17 protein-coding genes and 2 pseudogenes are annotated in these 18,196 nt (G+C 60.4%); 6 read left to right on the top strand and 13 right to left on the bottom strand.

What is annotated here, in order from left to right:
- Positions 1 to 245 precede the first annotated feature (245 nt).
- Positions 246 to 476: a hypothetical protein gene (locus EIP85_RS18230; RefSeq protein WP_127903644.1), complete on the bottom strand. Its 231-nt coding sequence runs from the start codon at positions 474 to 476 to the stop codon at positions 246 to 248.
- Positions 477 to 1,313: 837 nt separating this feature from the next.
- Here EIP85_RS18230 and EIP85_RS23495 point away from each other — a divergent pair.
- The 3 genes from EIP85_RS23495 (at position 1,314) to EIP85_RS18220 (ending at position 4,124) form a co-directional block, all read left to right on the top strand.
- Positions 1,314 to 1,832, top strand: a complete 519-nt coding sequence (locus tag EIP85_RS23495; RefSeq protein WP_422067222.1) for an invasion associated locus B family protein — start codon at positions 1,314 to 1,316, stop codon at positions 1,830 to 1,832.
- Between the two features lie 189 nt (positions 1,833 to 2,021).
- A protein-coding gene (locus tag EIP85_RS18225) for an IS6 family transposase (RefSeq protein WP_241560088.1) occupies positions 2,022 to 2,706 on the top strand; the annotation gives its coding sequence in 2 pieces (ribosomal slippage) (positions 2,022 to 2,135 and positions 2,137 to 2,706; 684 coding nt in all).
- A gap of 608 nt (positions 2,707 to 3,314) precedes the next feature.
- The gene (locus tag EIP85_RS18220; RefSeq protein ID WP_127903643.1) at positions 3,315 to 4,124 is read left to right on the top strand and encodes a LuxR C-terminal-related transcriptional regulator; all 810 of its coding nucleotides are present in this window, start codon (positions 3,315 to 3,317) and stop codon (positions 4,122 to 4,124) included.
- Positions 4,125 to 4,145: 21 nt separating this feature from the next.
- Here EIP85_RS18220 and EIP85_RS18215 read toward each other — a convergent pair.
- The 10 genes and pseudogenes from EIP85_RS18215 to EIP85_RS18170 form a co-directional block, all read right to left on the bottom strand.
- Positions 4,146 to 4,858: pseudogene (locus EIP85_RS18215) on the bottom strand (IS6 family transposase).
- Between the two features lie 71 nt (positions 4,859 to 4,929).
- The gene (locus EIP85_RS18210; RefSeq protein WP_127903642.1) at positions 4,930 to 5,928 is read right to left on the bottom strand and encodes a type II secretion system F family protein; all 999 of its coding nucleotides are present in this window, start codon (positions 5,926 to 5,928) and stop codon (positions 4,930 to 4,932) included.
- 12 nt (positions 5,929 to 5,940) lie between these two features.
- On the bottom strand, positions 5,941 to 6,909 hold the full coding sequence (locus EIP85_RS18205) for a type II secretion system F family protein (protein ID WP_164871796.1): 969 nt from the start codon (positions 6,907 to 6,909) through the stop codon (positions 5,941 to 5,943).
- Positions 6,906 to 8,297 (bottom strand): TadA family conjugal transfer-associated ATPase, encoded by a 1,392-nt coding sequence (locus EIP85_RS18200; protein ID WP_127903640.1) that lies wholly within the window; start codon positions 8,295 to 8,297, stop codon positions 6,906 to 6,908. Before EIP85_RS18200 ends, EIP85_RS18205 begins: the two co-directional genes overlap by 4 nt.
- A gap of 10 nt (positions 8,298 to 8,307) precedes the next feature.
- On the bottom strand, positions 8,308 to 9,495 hold the full coding sequence (locus EIP85_RS18195) for a CpaE/TadZ family protein (RefSeq protein WP_127903639.1): 1,188 nt from the start codon (positions 9,493 to 9,495) through the stop codon (positions 8,308 to 8,310).
- Between the two features lie 33 nt (positions 9,496 to 9,528).
- On the bottom strand, positions 9,529 to 10,191 hold the full coding sequence (locus EIP85_RS18190) for a TadE/TadG family type IV pilus assembly protein (RefSeq protein WP_127903638.1): 663 nt from the start codon (positions 10,189 to 10,191) through the stop codon (positions 9,529 to 9,531).
- Positions 10,188 to 10,703 carry a TadE/TadG family type IV pilus assembly protein gene (locus EIP85_RS18185; protein WP_241560087.1) on the bottom strand — a complete coding sequence of 172 codons (516 nt, stop codon included), beginning with the start codon at positions 10,701 to 10,703 and terminating at the stop codon, positions 10,188 to 10,190. Before EIP85_RS18185 ends, EIP85_RS18190 begins: the two co-directional genes overlap by 4 nt.
- Positions 10,704 to 10,707: 4 nt before the next feature.
- On the bottom strand, positions 10,708 to 12,210 hold the full coding sequence (locus EIP85_RS18180) for a TadE/TadG family type IV pilus assembly protein (RefSeq protein WP_241560086.1): 1,503 nt from the start codon (positions 12,208 to 12,210) through the stop codon (positions 10,708 to 10,710).
- A 71-nt stretch (positions 12,211 to 12,281) separates the two neighbouring features.
- A complete protein-coding gene (cpaB, locus tag EIP85_RS18175) occupies positions 12,282 to 13,097 on the bottom strand; it encodes a Flp pilus assembly protein CpaB (protein WP_127903637.1) in 816 nt (271 codons plus the stop codon).
- Positions 13,098 to 13,239: 142 nt separating this feature from the next.
- Positions 13,240 to 13,449, bottom strand: coding sequence for a Flp family type IVb pilin (locus EIP85_RS18170; RefSeq protein ID WP_127903636.1), 210 nt, complete (start codon positions 13,447 to 13,449; stop codon positions 13,240 to 13,242).
- Positions 13,450 to 13,731: 282 nt separating this feature from the next.
- On the opposite strand from EIP85_RS18170, the gene EIP85_RS18165 reads away from it, so the two are divergent.
- Positions 13,732 to 14,439, top strand: a complete 708-nt coding sequence (locus EIP85_RS18165; protein WP_127903635.1) for an IS6 family transposase — start codon at positions 13,732 to 13,734, stop codon at positions 14,437 to 14,439.
- A 56-nt stretch (positions 14,440 to 14,495) separates the two neighbouring features.
- Here the strand turns inward: EIP85_RS18165 and EIP85_RS18160 are convergent, their stop codons facing one another.
- Positions 14,496 to 14,834, bottom strand: a complete 339-nt coding sequence (locus EIP85_RS18160; RefSeq protein ID WP_127903634.1) for a type II toxin-antitoxin system RelE/ParE family toxin — start codon at positions 14,832 to 14,834, stop codon at positions 14,496 to 14,498.
- Between the two features lie 460 nt (positions 14,835 to 15,294).
- Positions 15,295 to 15,801, bottom strand: a pseudogene (locus tag EIP85_RS18150) (IS6 family transposase).
- A 446-nt stretch (positions 15,802 to 16,247) separates the two neighbouring features.
- Between EIP85_RS18150 and EIP85_RS18145 the strand changes: the two are divergent.
- Together EIP85_RS18145 and EIP85_RS18140 are read left to right on the top strand one after the other, a co-directional pair.
- Positions 16,248 to 16,535, top strand: coding sequence for a type II toxin-antitoxin system RelE/ParE family toxin (locus EIP85_RS18145; RefSeq protein ID WP_127903632.1), 288 nt, complete (start codon positions 16,248 to 16,250; stop codon positions 16,533 to 16,535).
- A gap of 1 nt (position 16,536) precedes the next feature.
- On the top strand, positions 16,537 to 16,839 hold the full coding sequence (locus tag EIP85_RS18140) for an addiction module antidote protein (protein WP_127903631.1): 303 nt from the start codon (positions 16,537 to 16,539) through the stop codon (positions 16,837 to 16,839).
- Positions 16,840 to 18,196: the final 1,357 nt, after the last annotated feature.

The raw sequence follows: 18,196 nt of genomic DNA, 5'->3' as shown, positions 1-18,196 counted from the left end.
GAGGGACGACAGGCCCGAAGAGCGAACTGGGATGTAGCTCTCCGGGCCATGGCCACCGAAGGCTCGGACCAGCGGTTACGCTGCGCCTGAGTTTAGCCGGCCAGAGTTGCCTGCGGAAGGACCGACCGAACAGCTCTACCCCACCTGGGCACGGCCACGCCTGGTTGGAGATGGGCGTCGTCGAGGTGGCACCGGCGGGTTCGTTAATGAGGTCTGCGCAAACCGAGGGAAGCTGTAAAACGTCGTCAAGGCAGTTCGCCGAAGGGTGTTTCGAGAACCAACAGAAGTTCCTGGATAGCATCCTTGATGGCGCGTGACTGCGAGCCGTCGAGAAGTACTTCGATTGTTGACTGGTCACGCGGGTTGTCCGTGCCGCGACCCACCCGCTGAACCCGAACCCTCCCCGTGCCATGGACCATGAGGATCCAGCGTTCCTCGCGCGCGTCGTCGGCGAAACGAGATATCTCATAGGTCATTATAGCCACAGAATGATCCTCGGGTTTGGTAGAACCCACACGGTTCGCGGGGCCCGCTCCCCTGCGGGCGGTAGGTCAATCTTCGGTCGCACTTCAGGCGCTTGACGTTCTGCTGATCCGAGCCCCTCAGGGTTTCACGGGAACCGCCACAAAAACGTTCCCATTGTTTCGGTACCTTGATGAAACAGTCAATGTCCGTGATGCGCCCGACGGTGGGCCGCCCATGATGATCTTCGTCTAGCCCAATCGGGCCTTTGCCCCGCTGCCGTGGTAGGTATTACACGTATGACTGCCTTCCTTGGTCGAAGCATCGGTTTGTGGCTCACAGTATATTGACCAGCGACGAGCACCTTTGGCGGCGCTGCGCCATGCAATGATCGGCACCTGTGCAAGCCCCGCACGCGTCAAGCTTGGACAGCATGTCAGGCCACGAATTACTGCAGAAATAGTTGTCGCGCAGGCTGAGTGGCTTTTGTCCTTCGCGAATTTGGATAGCATGTCCATGCCGATCAATCTCTTGCGATCCCTTTACTGATCGGAGCGCCGCCTCGGTTTGCTGCGAGAACGTGCATTGGCACGGAAATGACGTGCGGCCGGCATTAGCCTTTGTTTTCTTTTATAAATCCTTGCCCTCAGATAGAGGAGGACTTCGGCGGAGTGTTGTGAGCGGCAAACCGCCGATGGGGGTTGCCTGATGCCGGTAGATTCCGACAGTGTATTTTGGGATGAAGTCGTTAGTTGACCTCGCAACGGGGCGCCCCGGGGTCTTCATGTGAACCCAGATGTCCGATGGTTTGATGGAGAACCGGAACGTTGCAAAATCCGATCAAATGCGGAATGCTACTCGTAATTGCATGTTCCTATGCGACTTCTACTTGGGCTCAGAATGTGCCCCACGCAGAGAAACGCATTAAAATAGAAACGGATTGGAGCGTCTTTTACATTGCCGCACCGAAGCCTAATTGTTGGGGAGTGTCCGCTCCGAAGAGAAGTTTGACCACCCGTGGCGGTAAACCTGTGAAGGTGAATAGGGGGGATATTCTTCTATTCGTCAACTTTCGAGACGGGGGCGATCCAAAGGGAGGAATTTCTTTTACCGGCGGCTATCCGTTCGCCCCAAATTCCCCGCCGATTATGGACATCGGCGGCCGAAAATACCCTTTCATCACTAAAGGACAGTGGGCGTGGCCGCGTGTGCCGGCGTCGCAATCGGGTCTCCTTGACGCGCTGAAGCAGGGATCGGACGCCACGATAACTGCCCTTTCGACGCATGGTACGGAAACTCGGGATACATTCTCGCTGGCGGGGTTCACTGCCGCCCGTGACGATGCCCGCCAGCGCTGCGCTGCCAAGTGACGCATCTATCTCGGCGAAAAAAGCTGCTTTGAATTCGAGGAGAACCGCAACCTCGGTCTGTGGGTGACATTGCCAACTTGTCGGAACGAGAGTGACTTCGGTCTGGAGGGGGCTCTGTCGCAAACTTTCGACGTTCTGAGCGCGCGTGATATGTCGGCGTTGTCAGAGAGTTAGCGAGAGGCGTTTGGCGTGATCGAGTTCAAGGGCGCGCACTATCCGAAGTCGGTGATCCTGCAGGCGGTGTTCTTCTGCCTCCGCTACGCCGTCTCCTACCGCGACCTTGAGGAGATTCTGGCCGAGCGCGGGGGGTACCGTCGACCACGAGACGCTGAACCGCTGGGTAGTGAAATTCGCACCGCTAATCGCGGCCCAGGTGCAAGCGAGAAAACGCCCAACGGCCGCCTCCTGGCGGATGGACGAGACCTACATCAAGGTGAAGGGCAAGTGGACCTACTTCTACCGCGCCGTCGATCGGGATGGCCAAACCCTTGACTTCTTGCTCTCGGAGCGCCGCAATCTGGCCGCTGCCCGGCGGTTCTTCAAACGGGCGATTGCCGCCAACGGCGTGCCCGACCGGGTCGCCATCGACAAGAGCGGTGCCAACCTGGCCGGCCTGCAGGCGGTGAACGTGATCCTGAGATTCACCGGAAACGGGCGCACCATCGTGGTGCGACAGGCCAAGGACTTGAACAATATTCTTGAACAAGATCATCGCGTTATCAAGCGGATCACCGGCCCGATGATGGGCTTCAAGGCGTTCCAATCGGCCGCGGCCACCATCGCCGGGATCGAAGCCGCGCATATGATCAGAAAGGGCCAGATCCCGGCCAATGGCACCACCGCGTTTCAGATCTTCGCGGAGCTCGCGGCATAATTGTGTCCTTAGCTCGGGCTACTCCGCCATCCGGAAAGGTTTGCGACGGAACCCTCTCCGCTCTCTCCTATCGCCACCCCCGATCCGACGTATTCGATCTCCGGGGCACCTACGCCATCGAAATGACCGCCTGAACAGTGCCCTCCCGATCGAAGTCACCCGCGTTCAGACAAGTTGGCAATGCCGTTGGAACCACGCGCTTGATGAACCGAAAATGAATGCGCTGTTCTGCGACGGTTAAACAACACTGTGCTGTCATTAGGGGTCAGCGTCGAATCCAATCGACAGAGAATTCGCGTTGCCGGCCGGCGCCTCGACGGGGACGTGGGTACCACTGACGATTCTTGGAGTATGCCTGGTGTGAGACACAAAGCTCGATCGCGCCGAAGGTTCCTATCCCTGTCTATTGTCGGAGACAGTGGATCCGCTCTTAGGGGTAGAGGATCCGTTTTGTTCCTAATCACTAGGTTTGTAGGTGGTGATATTCTGGAAAAGGCTGACGTTCAATACGAGTTGGGTAGTAGTGCCGTCAACGGTGTTTGGAGGTGAATGTGAGCTCTGATAGTGCTTCTTGGGGTGCCGGGCCAGGCACGCCGTGGGACCCGGTTGTGAGCATTCCTCTTTGGGTGGATGCGATTAGCGTATGGTGCGAAGCAGTCCGTGGGGAGGTCCCCTTTGATGCCGCGCTGGCGAGGGTGCTCACGGCGTCGAAGGGTGAAGCGGCTATGCTCGTTCGTCGACGCGCGTGGCCGGGGCGCCATGAACTCATTGCGCGGTGTGACTGGCGCGAAGGTCAAACAAATTCACTTAGCACAACTTTTGGCAATGAGATTTTCGGGGAAGACCTTGCTCGAGCACGAGGATCTTCGGTATGGGTACAGAGTGTTTATAATCCTGCCGGTACGGAAGCGCTAAGAGAGTTTCACTTTTCCCGAGACCTCAAAGATTTTGCCGTTTTGGTGCTCTCACCTGGCTTTATGGAATCTTATCATTTGGAGCTCCATTTTCGGCATGTTCTGTCACCCATGGCGATTGACATCATGACGGAGGCATTGGGTGTTCTTTCTCGCAATTGGAAGTCGCATGTACGGACTAAGGGATCAGGAAGCAATATTTTGGGAAACGATGTTGGGGAGGGATCTTACCTTGAAAACTCCAAGACCCTTTCTGACGCGAATCCGTTAGGACTGACTAAGGCGGAATTTCGTGTTTGCTTTGAACTTTCGCAGGGTCGCTCTGTGCATCGCCTATGCGCTGAGTTAAATCTTGCGCCAAGCACGCTCAAGGCTCATCTGCGGAGCATTTATGGGAAGACTGATACGTCAAACCTAGTTGAGTTGATATTTCTTTTAAATGGTGGAGCCGCCGCCGAGGCTAGAACACCGAAAGGCATTGCCAACTTGTCTGAACGCGGGTGACTTCGATCGGGAGGGCACTGTTCAGGCGGTCATTTCGATGGCGTAGGTGCCCCTGAGATCGAATGCGTCGGATCGGGGGTGGCGATAGGAGAGAGCGGAGAGTTGGTAGCGACGGGGTCGGAAGATCGTGTTGATCTGATCGTGAGCGTCAAGGAACCTTTGGACCTGCCCGGGTGACTTGAACCGCCCCATGATCTTCTCGCGCTTTCGGGTCGGCCTGTGCGATCCCTCGATGCGGTTGTTCAAGCCCTTGTGCGCCCGATGATCCGCTCCTGGCGCGAGATGGCGGATCGGTTTGGTGTAGTTGCGCAGCTGCTTGTCGGTGACGACGACACGCGGATCGCCGAACCGGCCGATCAGTCGCGTCAGAAATCGCCGGGCCGCCTTCGCGTTTCTCAGCTTCTGCACGAGGATGTCGAGCACATCCCGCTCGCATCGACCGCCCGCCAGAGCCAGAACTTCACCCCGTTGATCGGTACGACGACCTCGTCGATGTGCCACTTGTCGCTGGCGGCCGGTCTGTCACGCTTGATGCAGGTAGCAAAATGGCCTCCGAAGCGGTTGACCCACTGCCGCACAGTTTCCCGGCTGACCGTCACGCCGCGCTCGGCCAACAGATCCTCGACATCGCCGGTGCTGAGCGCGAACCGATGATACGCCCAGACCGCGTAAGCGACGATCTCGCGGGGGAAGCGGTAGCCTTTCAGGTGCGGCAAGCTGAAAGGCATCTTCATCTGTGCCGCCTACGACAAGGGCCCACGACAAACAAGTTGGCAATGCCATTGGGATGACCTGATTGGTACATTCATCCGCCAAACACGCGCATGTAGCGCAGCGCAATCGGCCCAACGGTCATGATGAGAAGGGCTGGCAACATCAGCGAAGCCATGACCGCCGAAATCTTTACCGGGAGCTTGTTTGCCATTTCCTGTGCTTTCAGTTCCCGGTTCTGACGCATTTCTTGCGCGTAGGTCATCAGAACGTCCGTGATGTTTGTGCCATAGCGAGAGGCCTGAATCACAACGTTGACAAAGGCTTTAACTTCCTCGACCTGCGTCCGTTCCGCCATATCGAACAGAGCCTTGTCTCGACCGCGGCCAGCCTGGACCTCTCGCTGCGCGGTCAGGAATTCCTCGGAAATCTCCGGGGCGACTTCCGCAATTTCGTTTGCTACTCGAATGATGGCGGCATCGAGGCCCAGGCCTGCCTCCACCGACACCTGAAGCAGGTCGAGCGCGTTTGGAAAGGCCTTCTCGATCGCGTCGCGGCGCTGATTGGCGCGATCGCGCAGCCAGAGCGCAGGGAAGAAGAACCCTACACCGACAAGCAGGGCGGTGATCTGGATCATCGTGACGTGGCTCATTGCGCCAAGGCGGCGAGCGATTGGCGTCGGGACCCACAGGCCACCGCTGCGGAGCAGGAATATCAAACCGAGAAATAGCAGCGGCAGAATAATGCTGAGCATTATGCGCACTAGGTAATAGTTGCGCAGAGCATGGGGCCCGTTGAGGCCGGCGTAAGAGAGTTGACGCTGAACGTGCGTCCGTTCGGCCCGATCCGATGGTATCAGCACGCGGTCCAAGCCTCGCGGGTCAGGCGCCGATGGTAGCAGCAGCCCGGACTCCACTGTGCGCTGCCGCTTGGGCCCGGATGCCTCCAGGCGGCGCAGGACCGGGTCTTTGCGTCGGAACGCGCTTGCCACGCCGAAGACGATCAGAAGGGCTCCGAGAGCGCTTCCGAGCATTGCGAGTTCCACGGGGGTGACGCCGAACGCAGCGAGCGGAGGCAGCAGTTGGCTGGACATCGGCAGCACTCCTCAAACACGGAAATTGACAAGGCGGCGCAGAATCAGCGCATTCAACAGGATCAGGATGACAACCGCTGCGGCCGCGGGGCGGAACGCGGGGTCGCTCGAGACAGAACCGTAGTAGCTCGGGGTTATCACCGACATGACGCCCCCCATCAGAAGAGGAATGGCGGACAGGAATCTTGCCGAAAGCCTTCCCTCGGCCGAGATGGCCTTGACCTTGCGACGCAGCGCGTTGCGGCCGCGAATGACCGTCGACAACACGGATAGGATTCGCGCGAGGTCGCCACCCGTTCCGTGCTGGATGGAAATCGACGAGGCAAGGTACTGGGCGTCCTCAGTCTGCATGCGCCTGGACAGATCGAAAACCGCGTCCACAAGCGTATCGCCGTACGATACCTGATCGACGATGATCCCGAATTCACTCGCGACAGGATCACTCATCTCTTCAGCCACGGACGCGATCGTGACGTTGAGGGGATGCCCGACGCGCAATCCGCGTGCCATCAGGTCCAGAGCGTCGGGCAGCTGTCGGCTGAACTGGTCAAGACGACGGTTACGCATAACGCGCAGGAAGAGAAGCGGAAGCATGATCCACAGGCCGAGTGCCAATCCGCCGGCCAGGGCGGAGGGAAGCCTGAGGGCTGCGAAGACGGCCGTGATGACTGCCCCGGCACCACAAATCAGAACCAGATTGAGAGGAGCCATAGTAATTCCGGCCTGGCGAAGATCGCTCGGAATGCGGCTTATGAACGGCAGCCCTCGAAGCCACCACTCGTCCTGGTTGGGTTTCATGACCTTCAGCACATCGTCGGCCGTAGCTCCGCGCGCGATCATCTTCATGCGGCGGTTGCGTGCCTTGGCCTGGGCCTCTGACCGGGTCAGAAGTTGCCACAGGCCCTCGTAGATGAGCAGTATGCCGATGAACAGGCCGATGTAACCGGATATGCCAGACTCGAATCCGTTTAGGACAGTCATACCATCACCCCTTTCCGCACGAACGTCTCGGCCGGCAATTCGACTCCGGCCGAGACCAGCCGCCCATAGCATTGAGGCCTGATGCCGGTCGGGACGAATTCACCCTGGACCTCTCCGTTGACGATGCCGCCGCGGAGGAACACGAAGATGTCCTGCATCGTGATGGTATTACCTTCCATGCCGGTTATTTCGGAGATGGCGAGAACACGACGGCGACCGTCGCTCAGCCGGCTGAGTTGGAGGACGATGTTAAGTGCCGAGACGACGTTCCCGCGGATGCTTTGTACGGGCAGGTCGATACCGGTCATAGTGACCATCTGTTCCACCCGCATCAGCGCGTCGCGCGGGCTGTTAGCGTGGACCGTCGTCATCGATCCTTCATGCCCGGTGTTCATTGCCTGCAACATGTCGAACGCCTCGGCCCCCCGGACTTCGCCAACAATGATCCGGTCGGGCCGCATCCGTAGCGCGTTGCGGACAAGGTCACGCTGGGTCACGTTGCCCGTTCCGCTAGGGCTCGGCGGACGGGTCTCAAGCCGCACGACATGCTCCTGCTGCAGCTGAAGCTCGGCGGCGTCCTCGATGGTGACGATGCGCTCGCGACCACCTATATAAGAGGACATGGCATTGAGCATGGTCGTCTTTCCCGAACCCGTACCGCCGGAGATAAGTACGTTGAGGCGCGCCTGAACTAGGGCCTTCAGGAACCCGGCCGCCGAATGCGAGAGGGCTCCGCATTCAATCAGACGTTCCATCGTGTAGGGCATCTTGGCGAATTTCCGGATTGAAACGGATGGGCCGTCGATGGCGCAGGGTCGGATGATCGCGTTGAAACGGCTGCCATCCTCGAGGCGTGCGTCGACCCAAGGCTGGCTTTCATCGACGCGCCGACCCACCCTGCTCACGATCTTGTCGATGATCCGCATGAGGTGGCGTTCGTCACGAAACCGAACTCGGCTCTTTTCCAGGACTCCCGCTCGCTCCACGTACACGGACCGATAGGAGTTTACGAGGATGTCAGAAATGGTCGGATCGGCGAGCAGCGGCTCGAGTGGTCCGTAGCCCAGAATCTCGTCCAGCAGCTCGTTCACCAGGTTCCGGACGTCTTCGCCCCGCATCGGTCGTTTTTCCTCGGCCAGGACTTGGGAAACGACGCTGCTCACTTCGCGGTGGAGCTCCTCGGGCTCCACCTTGTCGATCACTGCGAGGTTCAGCCTCTCCAGGAGGACTTCGTGCAGCCGGGTCTTGAGTTCGAGACGGGCAAGAAGATCGCTGTCCGGCTGATCTTCGACAAAGTGGGCTCTTTGGCTGTCCGGGCTGAGCGCCGGGGACAATTCGACCACATTGCTCACCGACTTCGCAGTTGGTTTTGCAAATTGTTTGAACACTTTGGCGCTCCTACATAGGCAGATGGGAGGTAGCGGACGGCGGGAACTCCGCGGCGAGGGATCTTGCAAGGCGCCGGATCGAGCGTGTCAGAGCCGAGCGGCCTGCCACGCGGGACAACGGCATGCCGCGATCGGCGGCAGCTCGTGCGGCCCTACTGTCATGTGGCAGCCAGATGTCGAGCGGACGCTCCAAGGCACGCGATGCCTCACGCAGCGCCGCGCTGCGGAACAGCGGCCGCGTCTCATGATTCAGCACCACACGCACCGGCAGGTCCGGATGATCGGCAGCCAGGAAGTCTATCAGCCGGCGGCAATGCCTGACTGCTGGGACGGTGGTGTCGGAAACCAGAAGGATTGTATCCGCCTGCCGCAAGACCGGATCCATCCAAGGCACCATAACATGCGGCAGATCGGCCACGACATATTCGGCCCGCTCACGCAAGAGATCGAGCAGCGCCTTGATCTGCTCAGTGCTAAGCGAATCCACCGGGCCGAGGCGGCTCGGTGCAGCCAGCACTGAGAGGCCTTGAGGCAGGGTCTTCATCGAGAGGTCCAGGAACTGCGCGTCAGGGATCGTGCCATCGAACGCGAGTTGGTAGAGCGCGTCCTGTTCGGGCAGGTCGAGCATGCTGCCGATCGTTCCATACTGAAGATCGAGATCGACTAACGCGACCCCCTTTGAGTTACCACCACGACGGCCCTTCGGCGGGCAGAGCTGATCAGCGAGATTGACAGCAAGGGTCGTGGCCCCAATTCCCCCGCGCGCTTGGATGACGGCGAAGAGATGGCCCATCTTGCGATCTGCCGGGGCGGTCTCGCCCAGACGAGAAAGGACCTTGCCAAGGTCACCTCCTTGGGTCGGAAGGGGCATGACGTCATCCGCCCCGGCTTCTGTCAGCGAACGAACTTGCGCGAGCGACATGTGTTCGTCCGCAAGCGCGACGAACCTAGTCTTGCCTCCGCGCTCTGCAACCAGCCGCCTGATCGCATCGAGCTCGGATGGGTCGGCTGCATCAGCTTGGAACAACACGATGTCCCGCCCGGAAAGGAGTCGAACGGCGCGGCCGTTCACACTTCCGATCGTGCCGATTTCGCTATCCAGCCGTATGTTTGGTACAGACAGCACTGCATCCGAAATTGCCTTTGCCACGGTCCGGTCCGGGGAGATGACCAGCATCGAGCGCGGTACCTGTTTCATTGACATTCTCTAATCTCCCATTGCGCCAGCGGATTACCCGCCTGTTCCTTCGGCGAGATCTTCACCCGGCAGAGCGGCGCTGATTGTCGGAAAGTCGATCCCTTTGGATGTGTCGAAACTCAGAGGACCGCCTGCGAACGCTTCGGCGAGCGCCCCAAGTGGCGTTACGAACTGGAATTTTGCACCCGTGAGCGCCACCGTGACGGTCGGGACGTAGGGGCCGCCGAGAAAGCCCAGGTTCGGGTCGTAGGTGTAAGTAAATTGCAGGTTTGCAATCGTTGTCCCGAACGGCATGAGCGGTGCGATCTTGTTCCAGATCTCGAAGGCCGTGGTGTTGCTTTCACTTCCTGTGCAACTGACAGGACTTGGTGCAGCGCATATCCCGGTTGTCCCGGGGCTGCAGCTGGTACCGAACGGCGGTAATGGCTGCGTTGTGTCCGAACCACGCTGGTTGCTTGTCGGAAAGGTCGGATCATCGCAGGCCAACGGGCGGACGACTGCCGTGCGCACGGCCATATCCACGGCGCTTCTTGCCATCACGATGGAGAAGCCGAGACGCCCGAAGTCGATCAGCCCGAAAAGCAGGAACAGAAACAGCGGCAATACGAGCGCAAGCTCCACCAGTGCCGCGCCCGACTCGTCAGCCGGTCCGTTCGGGGTGCTTGAGATGGCAATCTGTTTCGACCGTTCGCTCATGAGCCGTAGATCCTCGACTGATCCGTAAGCGTGGTCTGGAGCGAGGCGGGCGCCGTGCCGCCGAAGAAGCTCAGAAGGCTTGAGAAGGGAAACTGTATCTGAACCTGCGCGCTGACCGTGCCGATCGTGACAGGGGTGTTTCGAAAATCGCCGGTGTCGCAGCGGAACCCGGGCGTCACTGAGACCGTGACGTCAGTTGGAAACACCTGCCCCGAGATCGTCTGGCTAACGATCTGCTGCAGGTCTGGTTGCCAGACGCTGATATCATATCCGCCGCCGAGCGAGCAGATGTTCGCCGGCGCGACGCGTGCCAGATAACGCGACGCGTCACGAACCCCTTCGATCGCGGTCTGGTAGGACCACATCATCCGCGATCCCTCCACGATCACCGCGAAGAAAATGAGCATCATCGGCAGGACGAGGGCGAACTCGACCAGGATCGCGCCCCGCTCGCCACCCGCGAACGCCCTGCATCGCTTGATGATTGGGGATATCATCGGACGCCCTTCCATCACCTCACCTGTAAAGCTGCACGACATCGTGGAAGAGCCCGCCCTTGCCGCCAGCGCCGCCGTAGCCCTGAGCGGGTCCGACGATTTCACCGAAGATATCCTCCTTGGAGGGGGTCGTCGGGTCCGGCCCCACGGGCCGGGTCAGGAAGATCTTGAAGAATTCCTGCACCGGTACGGTGGACGTGCCGTTGATCGGATTGGCGGTGCAATCTACGCCAGCCACGACGATTAAGCGGCGCTCCGGATATTGCGATTGATATTGGGAACAGATCGGCCGCCCAGTTTCCGCCTTGTCGGTCAGGATTGACGGTCCGTTGGGAGGATCGGCACTTTTGATCTCTGCATTGTAGAGCGACCAGCGGGTGACGCCGTTCCACCCTGGGGGGGCCGTGCCCCCCCAATTCTGGGTGATATAGCCTGGAGAATCCCAGATACCGTTCCCAAACCGCCCATTTCCGCCTGGTTGAGTGCAGGAGCCGTTGTTGAGGCAGGTGTCGTTCGGTAGGGCCTCGGTATTGGGAGATACCTGTGCGTTCTGGCCGATGCAGGTCTGGCCAGTCCCTTGCGGGATAATGCCCTTGATCACATTCGGGGCTGCCGGGTAGTTGGGATCTTTATTGGCATGGTTCAGTGTTGCCAGATAGATATCGAACCGGACATTCATGACGGCATTATTGATGCCATTGGCCTGCCCGGGTTGGGTCGTCACCCCGCGCTGGCGGAAACACTGGCTGACGCTGCCCTCGGCTGCGAGCAGGCATTCGGAGTATTTCTCGCCGGTTGTTGGCAGGCCGGCACAAGGCCCATTCGGATCGGCAGCAATGTCTGAGGCGGAGGGATCTAGAAAACCGAAATCTCCCGGTCCCCAGGCGGCCCCTTGGCCGCCGGCACGCATGAGGATCATCTTGCCCACATTATCTTCGGCACGATACGGTATCGGGTTGCCCTCGGCGTCGGTGTTGTGGGGCAGGCACATCATCATCGGCGTGATGTCACAGGCATACTGGGTGAAGCCCGCCACCGCCGTCGCCTGGGTGAGTACCTTGGGCACAGGCTGGCCAAGCAGCTGGTAGAGCGCCGCGGCGAAAGTCAGACCGATGCTGCGCGGCGTGGCCGTGACACTCACGTACTGTGCCTTCGCCGGATCGGTCGTCGTGGCACCAAGCGGCGACGTGTCGTTGGCCGGCAGCGTCGCGTAAAAGGCAATCGAGAAATCAGCGGAGCCGGAAAGGCTGTGCGACCCGTTCCCGAAGGTCTGTGAGCCGCTGATCATCGTATCCGCCGCGGTTGTCGCCCGGGTAATCGCATCCGAGCCGCCGTCAAGTTCGCCGGCGGCGGCGAGCGCCACGTTGTCGGCGAAGGACTGCAATTGCGCACGGGTCGAGGCAATGCGACCGATATCGAAGGACAGGGCGACCAGCCCGATGATCACGACCAACGACATCGCCCAGAACACCATTATCGTTCCACGGGTGTCTTCGATGAACTTGCGCATCATCCGTGCCATGGTCCCAGTCCTCTTGCACATTCCCTCTGCGGCCCGCCGTAAGCGTGCCCGGCCGCGCCCCCCTTTTGCGGCTACTTGCTGACCTCGACGAGTTCGACCTTCTTGTCGCCCCGGTGCACCTTGATCGTCACACCCGCATTCGGCACATCGGCCGGTGACTTTTCCTGTAGGATGTCGGCGAGCCGCAGCGATGCCATCGGTTGCTTCTTCGCGCCTGCCACGCCGGCCGCCCGCAGGGCGAGGCTCAGCGTTCCCGCGTGCTGTGCGAGCGCCAGCACCTGGCCTTGATCCGGTGTGACCTCGACGGTTACCGTCTTGGCGATATCGGGCTTGTCATGGCTCTGGTTCGAGGTCTGGTCCACGCCAAGGATACGGATATCTTGCAGGATCGTGACGGTGCGCAGGTCGGAACCGCTGCCCTGGGTCAGCATGATGTCCACGTGATCGCCCGGCGTGACGAAGCCGCCCGCGGCGGTCACCGCGGTCACCGGGATTGCCATCGCCCGCATGTTGGGCAAGAGGCTCTGGACCAGCGTCACCTTCGCGCCGAAGCCGGAAACCTTGGAGGCGAGGATCAGCTCCCCCTGCGCAAAATCGCGGGTCGCCCGACGCGGCGGTCTTCCCGCTGCGGGCAGCAGCGCCGTCGTCGTCTGGAAGGCGCCCGGCGGCAGTGCCGCGCGGGGCCACGGGATCACCTTGAGTTCCTGCGGCTCAATCGGCTGGCTGAAATCGATGTTCGTCGCCGCGATGACCACCGTGGTCAACTGGGCTTTCGGATCGACTTGGGCCTGTGCCGTCTGCAGGCTGAGATACTCGCGCGTTGCATAAGCGGAAACGCCAGCGACGACGACGCCGACAAGGGCAACGAGGATGGATCGGAAGGCCATGTCACTTTCCTCGGGGGATTGTGTGGAAGCCGGGGAAACCCTCGGCTCTGCTGTCGCCCGCCAAGGCTGTCGGCGGGCGACGGCTTTTTTCCTGGGGTAAGCACTCGGGCGGCAGACAGAGCCGCCTGATCCTCTAGTTCTACTACTTGCAGCTGGCGGTGGTTGCTCCGGCGGCGCCAGCGCACAAGGCGGTTTGGGCAACGCCCATCTGGTTGGAGACGCTTCCAGCGAGGTTCGTCAGCGCCGTGCCGCCCACGATGAGGGCGAGCGTTAGTGCGATTCCGTATTCGACGAGAGTCACGCCCTTCTCGTCCTTGTGAAAGCGCTTGAGGAAGGTCTTGAAGCTCTTCATTTCGAGTCTCCTGTTCCGTTGATGTGCTATTGGGTCGCGTCTTGCGGCCCGTGACTGAGCCGGACGAGGCCCGCCGGCACAGACCCAGTATGGAACCAGTGACCGGTGCCGCGCATCGTCCAAACAGATGAATGTTTCTAACTCAGGTTGAATCTTTCATCGGTTTTCCCGGCCCATCGCACTTTGGGGATCGGTGACACGGGAACACGGCCGGAGCGAGTCGGGGCGTTGGGCAGGCTTTGTAAAGTTGACGAGGTGGTGCCTGGCGCCCAGCGGGTCGGGATGATCGACATCGAAGCAGCGGCGCTCAAAGGGCACCGCTTTTCGCGCTCAGTCATTGCTTATGCGGTGTGGGCCAATCGTCGATTTGCGCTCAGTTTGCACGACGTTGAAGACCTGTTGGCTGAACGCGGCGCTCTGGTCAGCTACCAGACGATCCGGGTTTGGGTAGGCCGTTTCGGGCCGCAGTTTGCTGCCCGCATCCGACGGGGCCGGCCTGCAGCGGCGGACAGTTGGCACCTGGATGAAGTCGTTATCTCGATCCGCGGCCGGAAGCACTGGCTCTGGCGCGCCGTCGATGCCAGGGGCGACACGTTGGAAATCCTCGTGCAGAGTCGTCGGAATGCCAAAGCGGCCATGCGGTTCCTGCGCAAGCTGATGCGTCGCTGGGGCGCTCCACATGTCATCGTCACCGACAAGCTGCGCAGCTACACCAAGCCGATTGCCCATCTCGCGCCGGGTGCGGACCATCGAGCGCACAAGGGCTTGAACAACCGCATCGAAGGATCGCACCGTCCGACCCGGAAGCGCGAGAAGATCATGGGACGGTTCAAGTCACCCGGTCAGGCCCAGAGGTTCCTCGCGGCCCATGACCAGATCAACACGCTCTTCCGACCCCACCGCTATCGTCTCTCCGCTCTCTCCTGGCGCCACGCCCGATCCGATGCCTTCGATCTATGGGGTGCCTATACCCTCGAGATGAGCGCCTGACGAACACCACTCAGGCCCATGCCGATTTCGGCCAAAAATACTTGGCCATCCCGTTTTCAGGCTCTCTTGAACGCCACGGATCGTTCCGGAGCCACGCCCATCCAGTCTTGGCCGCCAAAGGCCACCAACGCGATCTGAAGACACCTTCCATCCTCCGTGAAACGGAAGACGATAGTGATCCGACGACCCGCGCCACCATGCCGGACACGCCATCCGGATAGTTCCGCACTCAGGATTGATCCCAAACTCGGGTTCTCCAGAATGTCGGTCAGGAACGCATCGACTTGATCTAGACGGCGTGCAGCCGCACGCAGATCACCGGACGCCTCTGCCACATGGCGCGCCAACTCCCTAAGATCACGTCGGACGAGCGGAAGCCGTTCGATCCGGATCATGCCTGGGACGCTTCTCCGCCCCGGAGCTCGGCCAGAAATGAACGCGCATCTGCGGTGAACTCCGCCGCCGTCGAAACAGGCTCCCACTGGTCCGCAGGCAGTTGAAGACGTCGCCGCACCTCAGCTTCGAGGATCATATGGTCCCGCTCCCGCGCAGCCCGGGCTCGGGCCAACTCCCCCGAAACTGCCGCGCTTACATTCGGGTAATCTCCGCGGTCGACCAATTCCTTCGCGTAGGCGAAGGCGGCGTCTGTGAAACTGACGGACTGTTTGTGGACCCCCATGACGACCTCCCCTTGGTGCTCCAATATACTACCGAGCGGCCCCCAATCTGTCTACCTCAGTGGTTGGCATCGCCAACTTGTTTGCGGGAAGTCCTTGGCGTAGGTGGCGTGCATGAAGATACCGAGGCATTGCCAAGTTGTTTGGCTTGGCGTGAACGCGGCCTGATCCGCTTCAGTCAGGCGGTCATTTCGAGGACGTAGGCGCCCCAGAGATCGAAAGCATCGGATCGGGCGTGGCGCCAGGAGAGTGCGGAGAGACGATAGCGGCGGGGCCGGAAGAGCGTGTTGATCTGGTCATGGGCGGCAAGGAACCTCTGCGCCTGTCGCGGGGACTTGAACCGCCCCATGAGCTTCTCGCGCTTTCGGGTCGGCCTGTGCTATCCTTCGATGCGGTTATTCAAGCCCTTGTGCGCCCGATGCTCGGCACGGGGTGCAAGATGGCCGATGGGCTTGGTGTAGCTGCGCAGCTTGTCGGTAACGATGACCCGCGGAGTACCGAACCGACCGATCAGCCGCTCCAGGAACCGCCTTGCTGCCTTCGCATTCCTTTGCTTCTGCACGAGGATGTCGAGCACATCGCCGGTGCTGAGCGCGAACCGGTGATACGCCCAGACCGCGTAGGCAACGATCGCGCGCGGGAAGCGGTAGCCTTTCAAGCGCGGCATGGTGCTCGGTATCTTCATCCCCGCCACCTAACCAAGGGCCCTCGATAAACAAGTTGGCAATGCCGTTCCTGCGCAGCGAGTTCGAAAGGCTGTCGCGGCGCCGTTGGTTTGGTCGCACGACGCAACGCCCGGTGACATTTTACACCTATGCTCCACCCACGAACATGCATGATGAGCGTTTCGGCCGTTTGGAACTGGTACGCTCGAGGCACCCCGCAGTCCCGGGCTCAGCGGAGGTTGCGCACGACTTCGACTGCGTGCCCGCCGCAGTGCGGCCTAGCTGGTTGCCCGGGGGCTCGCCGAGTGGGAGCAGTCCCGGCAATCGGCGTTGTTTCGGTGACGGTGGCAGACATGTTCCTGGCCGGTAGCCGATGTGGCAGTCCAGGACTACAGCCCCGCCCCGTTCGGGCTTCTAATTGTCGCCTATAGTTGACGTTCTGCGTCCTGTCGCCTATAGTTGACAGATGATCGAGGTGCGGCAATCGGAAAGGTTTGGGCGGTGGCTTCGAGCCCTGAAGGATCAGCGAGCTGTCGCGCGGATCGCCACCCGGATCGCGCGGCTTGAACGCGGGGCGTTCGGGGACGTGAAGTACTTCGATGGAATTGGAGAATTACGCATCGACTATGGCCCAGGTTACCGGGTCTATTTGGTCCGAACTGGCGACGTTGTTGTAGTTCTTTTGTGTGGCGGAGACAAAAGCTCGCAGCGGCGCAACATAGCCCGCGCGCGGGACATGGCAAAGGAGGTCTGACGTGGTATTGGCGACAACTCCCTTCGACGCGGCAGAGTATCTGCGCACCGATGAGGCGCAGGCAGAGTTTCTGGCGATTGCCTTCGAGGAAGGCGATGAGGGGGAAATCAAACGGGCTTTGGCAACCGTGGCCCGCGCACGCGGCATGACCGAAATTGCCAAATCAGCGCATGTGTCCCGACAGGCCCTCTACAAGAGTCTTGGGCCGGACGGCGATCCGAAGCTCTCGACCTTGTTGGGCGTGGTCAAAGCGCTCGGTATGTCGATCAGCATTCGTCCTCATGAGGACAGAGCTTCAGGCTGATGCCGCTCGGCTGCGTTATGATATTACATAATGACTATTGCCGGCCGAATTACAGAGAATTGTAAATAAAGGACAATTTCAGATTTAGCCGCTCTCAAAGCGCCAGCCTTCCACACACACCCGAACGACAGCTTCGGGGCCGGCTGCGGACTGGCCGCTTGCGGCGAGGAATGGATACCTTAGCTGCCCTTCCAAGAGGGGACGCGAACAGTTGGCTGTTAATCGATTGGTCGTAGGTTCGATCCCTACCGCCGGAGAACAAAATAAAAGAAATCAGTGCACTAGCCTCTCCCCCGCGATAGCGGGCGAAGAGGCTTTGCACATGTCCGCATAGTGTCCGAAAATTCAGCTGGCCTCCGCGGCGGCAATTCGCCTACGGATTTGCGCCTTTCCGCTCAGCTGGCCGGTGGGGCGACACCATGCCACCAGACAGGTTCACGCCACCCCTCTATCCTCATAGGCGGAGGAGGATGTCGAAATGCGCGTTTACACACTTCAGGTCGGTCGCGGCGGTGGGGATATGATCCGAGCGTTGGACCAGTCCGTCCCTTTGCGCGCAAGGGACATGACGGAGGCGATCAACAAGGCGAAGCACTTGATTAGCACCGTGACCTGGCTGCCCGGCTCCAATGTTGTGTGCTTGGTCGAGGGTCGCGGAGGTGTTGGGCGTGTTGTCTGGACGCGACCCATGATCGTGGCCCGCGACATGTAGAGAGGCTAGTCTCGCGAAGGAGTCGTCAGAAACCGCTGCGGCACATCATCACCCTCAGGCTCCGGCCGCAGCCCGTCCGGTGCCTCCGTGCCTGCGCCTCCATGGCGGGCCAGCCACTCGACCGAATCTCGCAGTTGTGCTCTGGAGATGCGGTAACGAGGGGTACGTTCCGCGCGTGTGTCAGCGCTACCTGGCTGATCTGAGGCGCTGACATCGCCCGGTCAACATTGGACTCGGTTCGAGCCGCTGACCCACCGACGATTGTACGCTCTCGGACCGCAGCGACCAAGTCGCTTCGGCGTGCCCCATCGCGTGTGGGCTCCGAGCGCCCGATGGCGCGCCAGGCGCACCTGCTGTTCTGCCAACAGCACAACCGGCGACTTTTGGGGACAAGAATGGCCGGCGCGTGGAGTCTGATCCACCGACACTTGCTTGACGTAGACAACACCGTCCTCGGGTTCGATGCTCGGATGGGGAGATGGACCAGCAAAGGGGCTATCTATGGGCGATGCATGCGAGCACTTCGAGAGGGCCATTGAGGCCGCAGCTGAGAAGCTCGAGTATCTTGTCGAAAACGGAGTTTTAGTAAGCGAAAGTCCCAGGAGGGCATCGTCAAGTTGACGGGTGTTGGCGTGCAGTCTAGCG

It is taken from the genome of Solirhodobacter olei (genome assembly GCF_004010155.1).
In the GTDB taxonomy this organism is placed as follows: domain Bacteria; phylum Pseudomonadota; class Alphaproteobacteria; order Rhodobacterales; family Rhodobacteraceae; genus Solirhodobacter; species Solirhodobacter olei.
The sequence above is the reverse complement of the archived record's forward strand: the minus strand, read 5'-3'. Positions and strand labels throughout refer to the sequence as shown.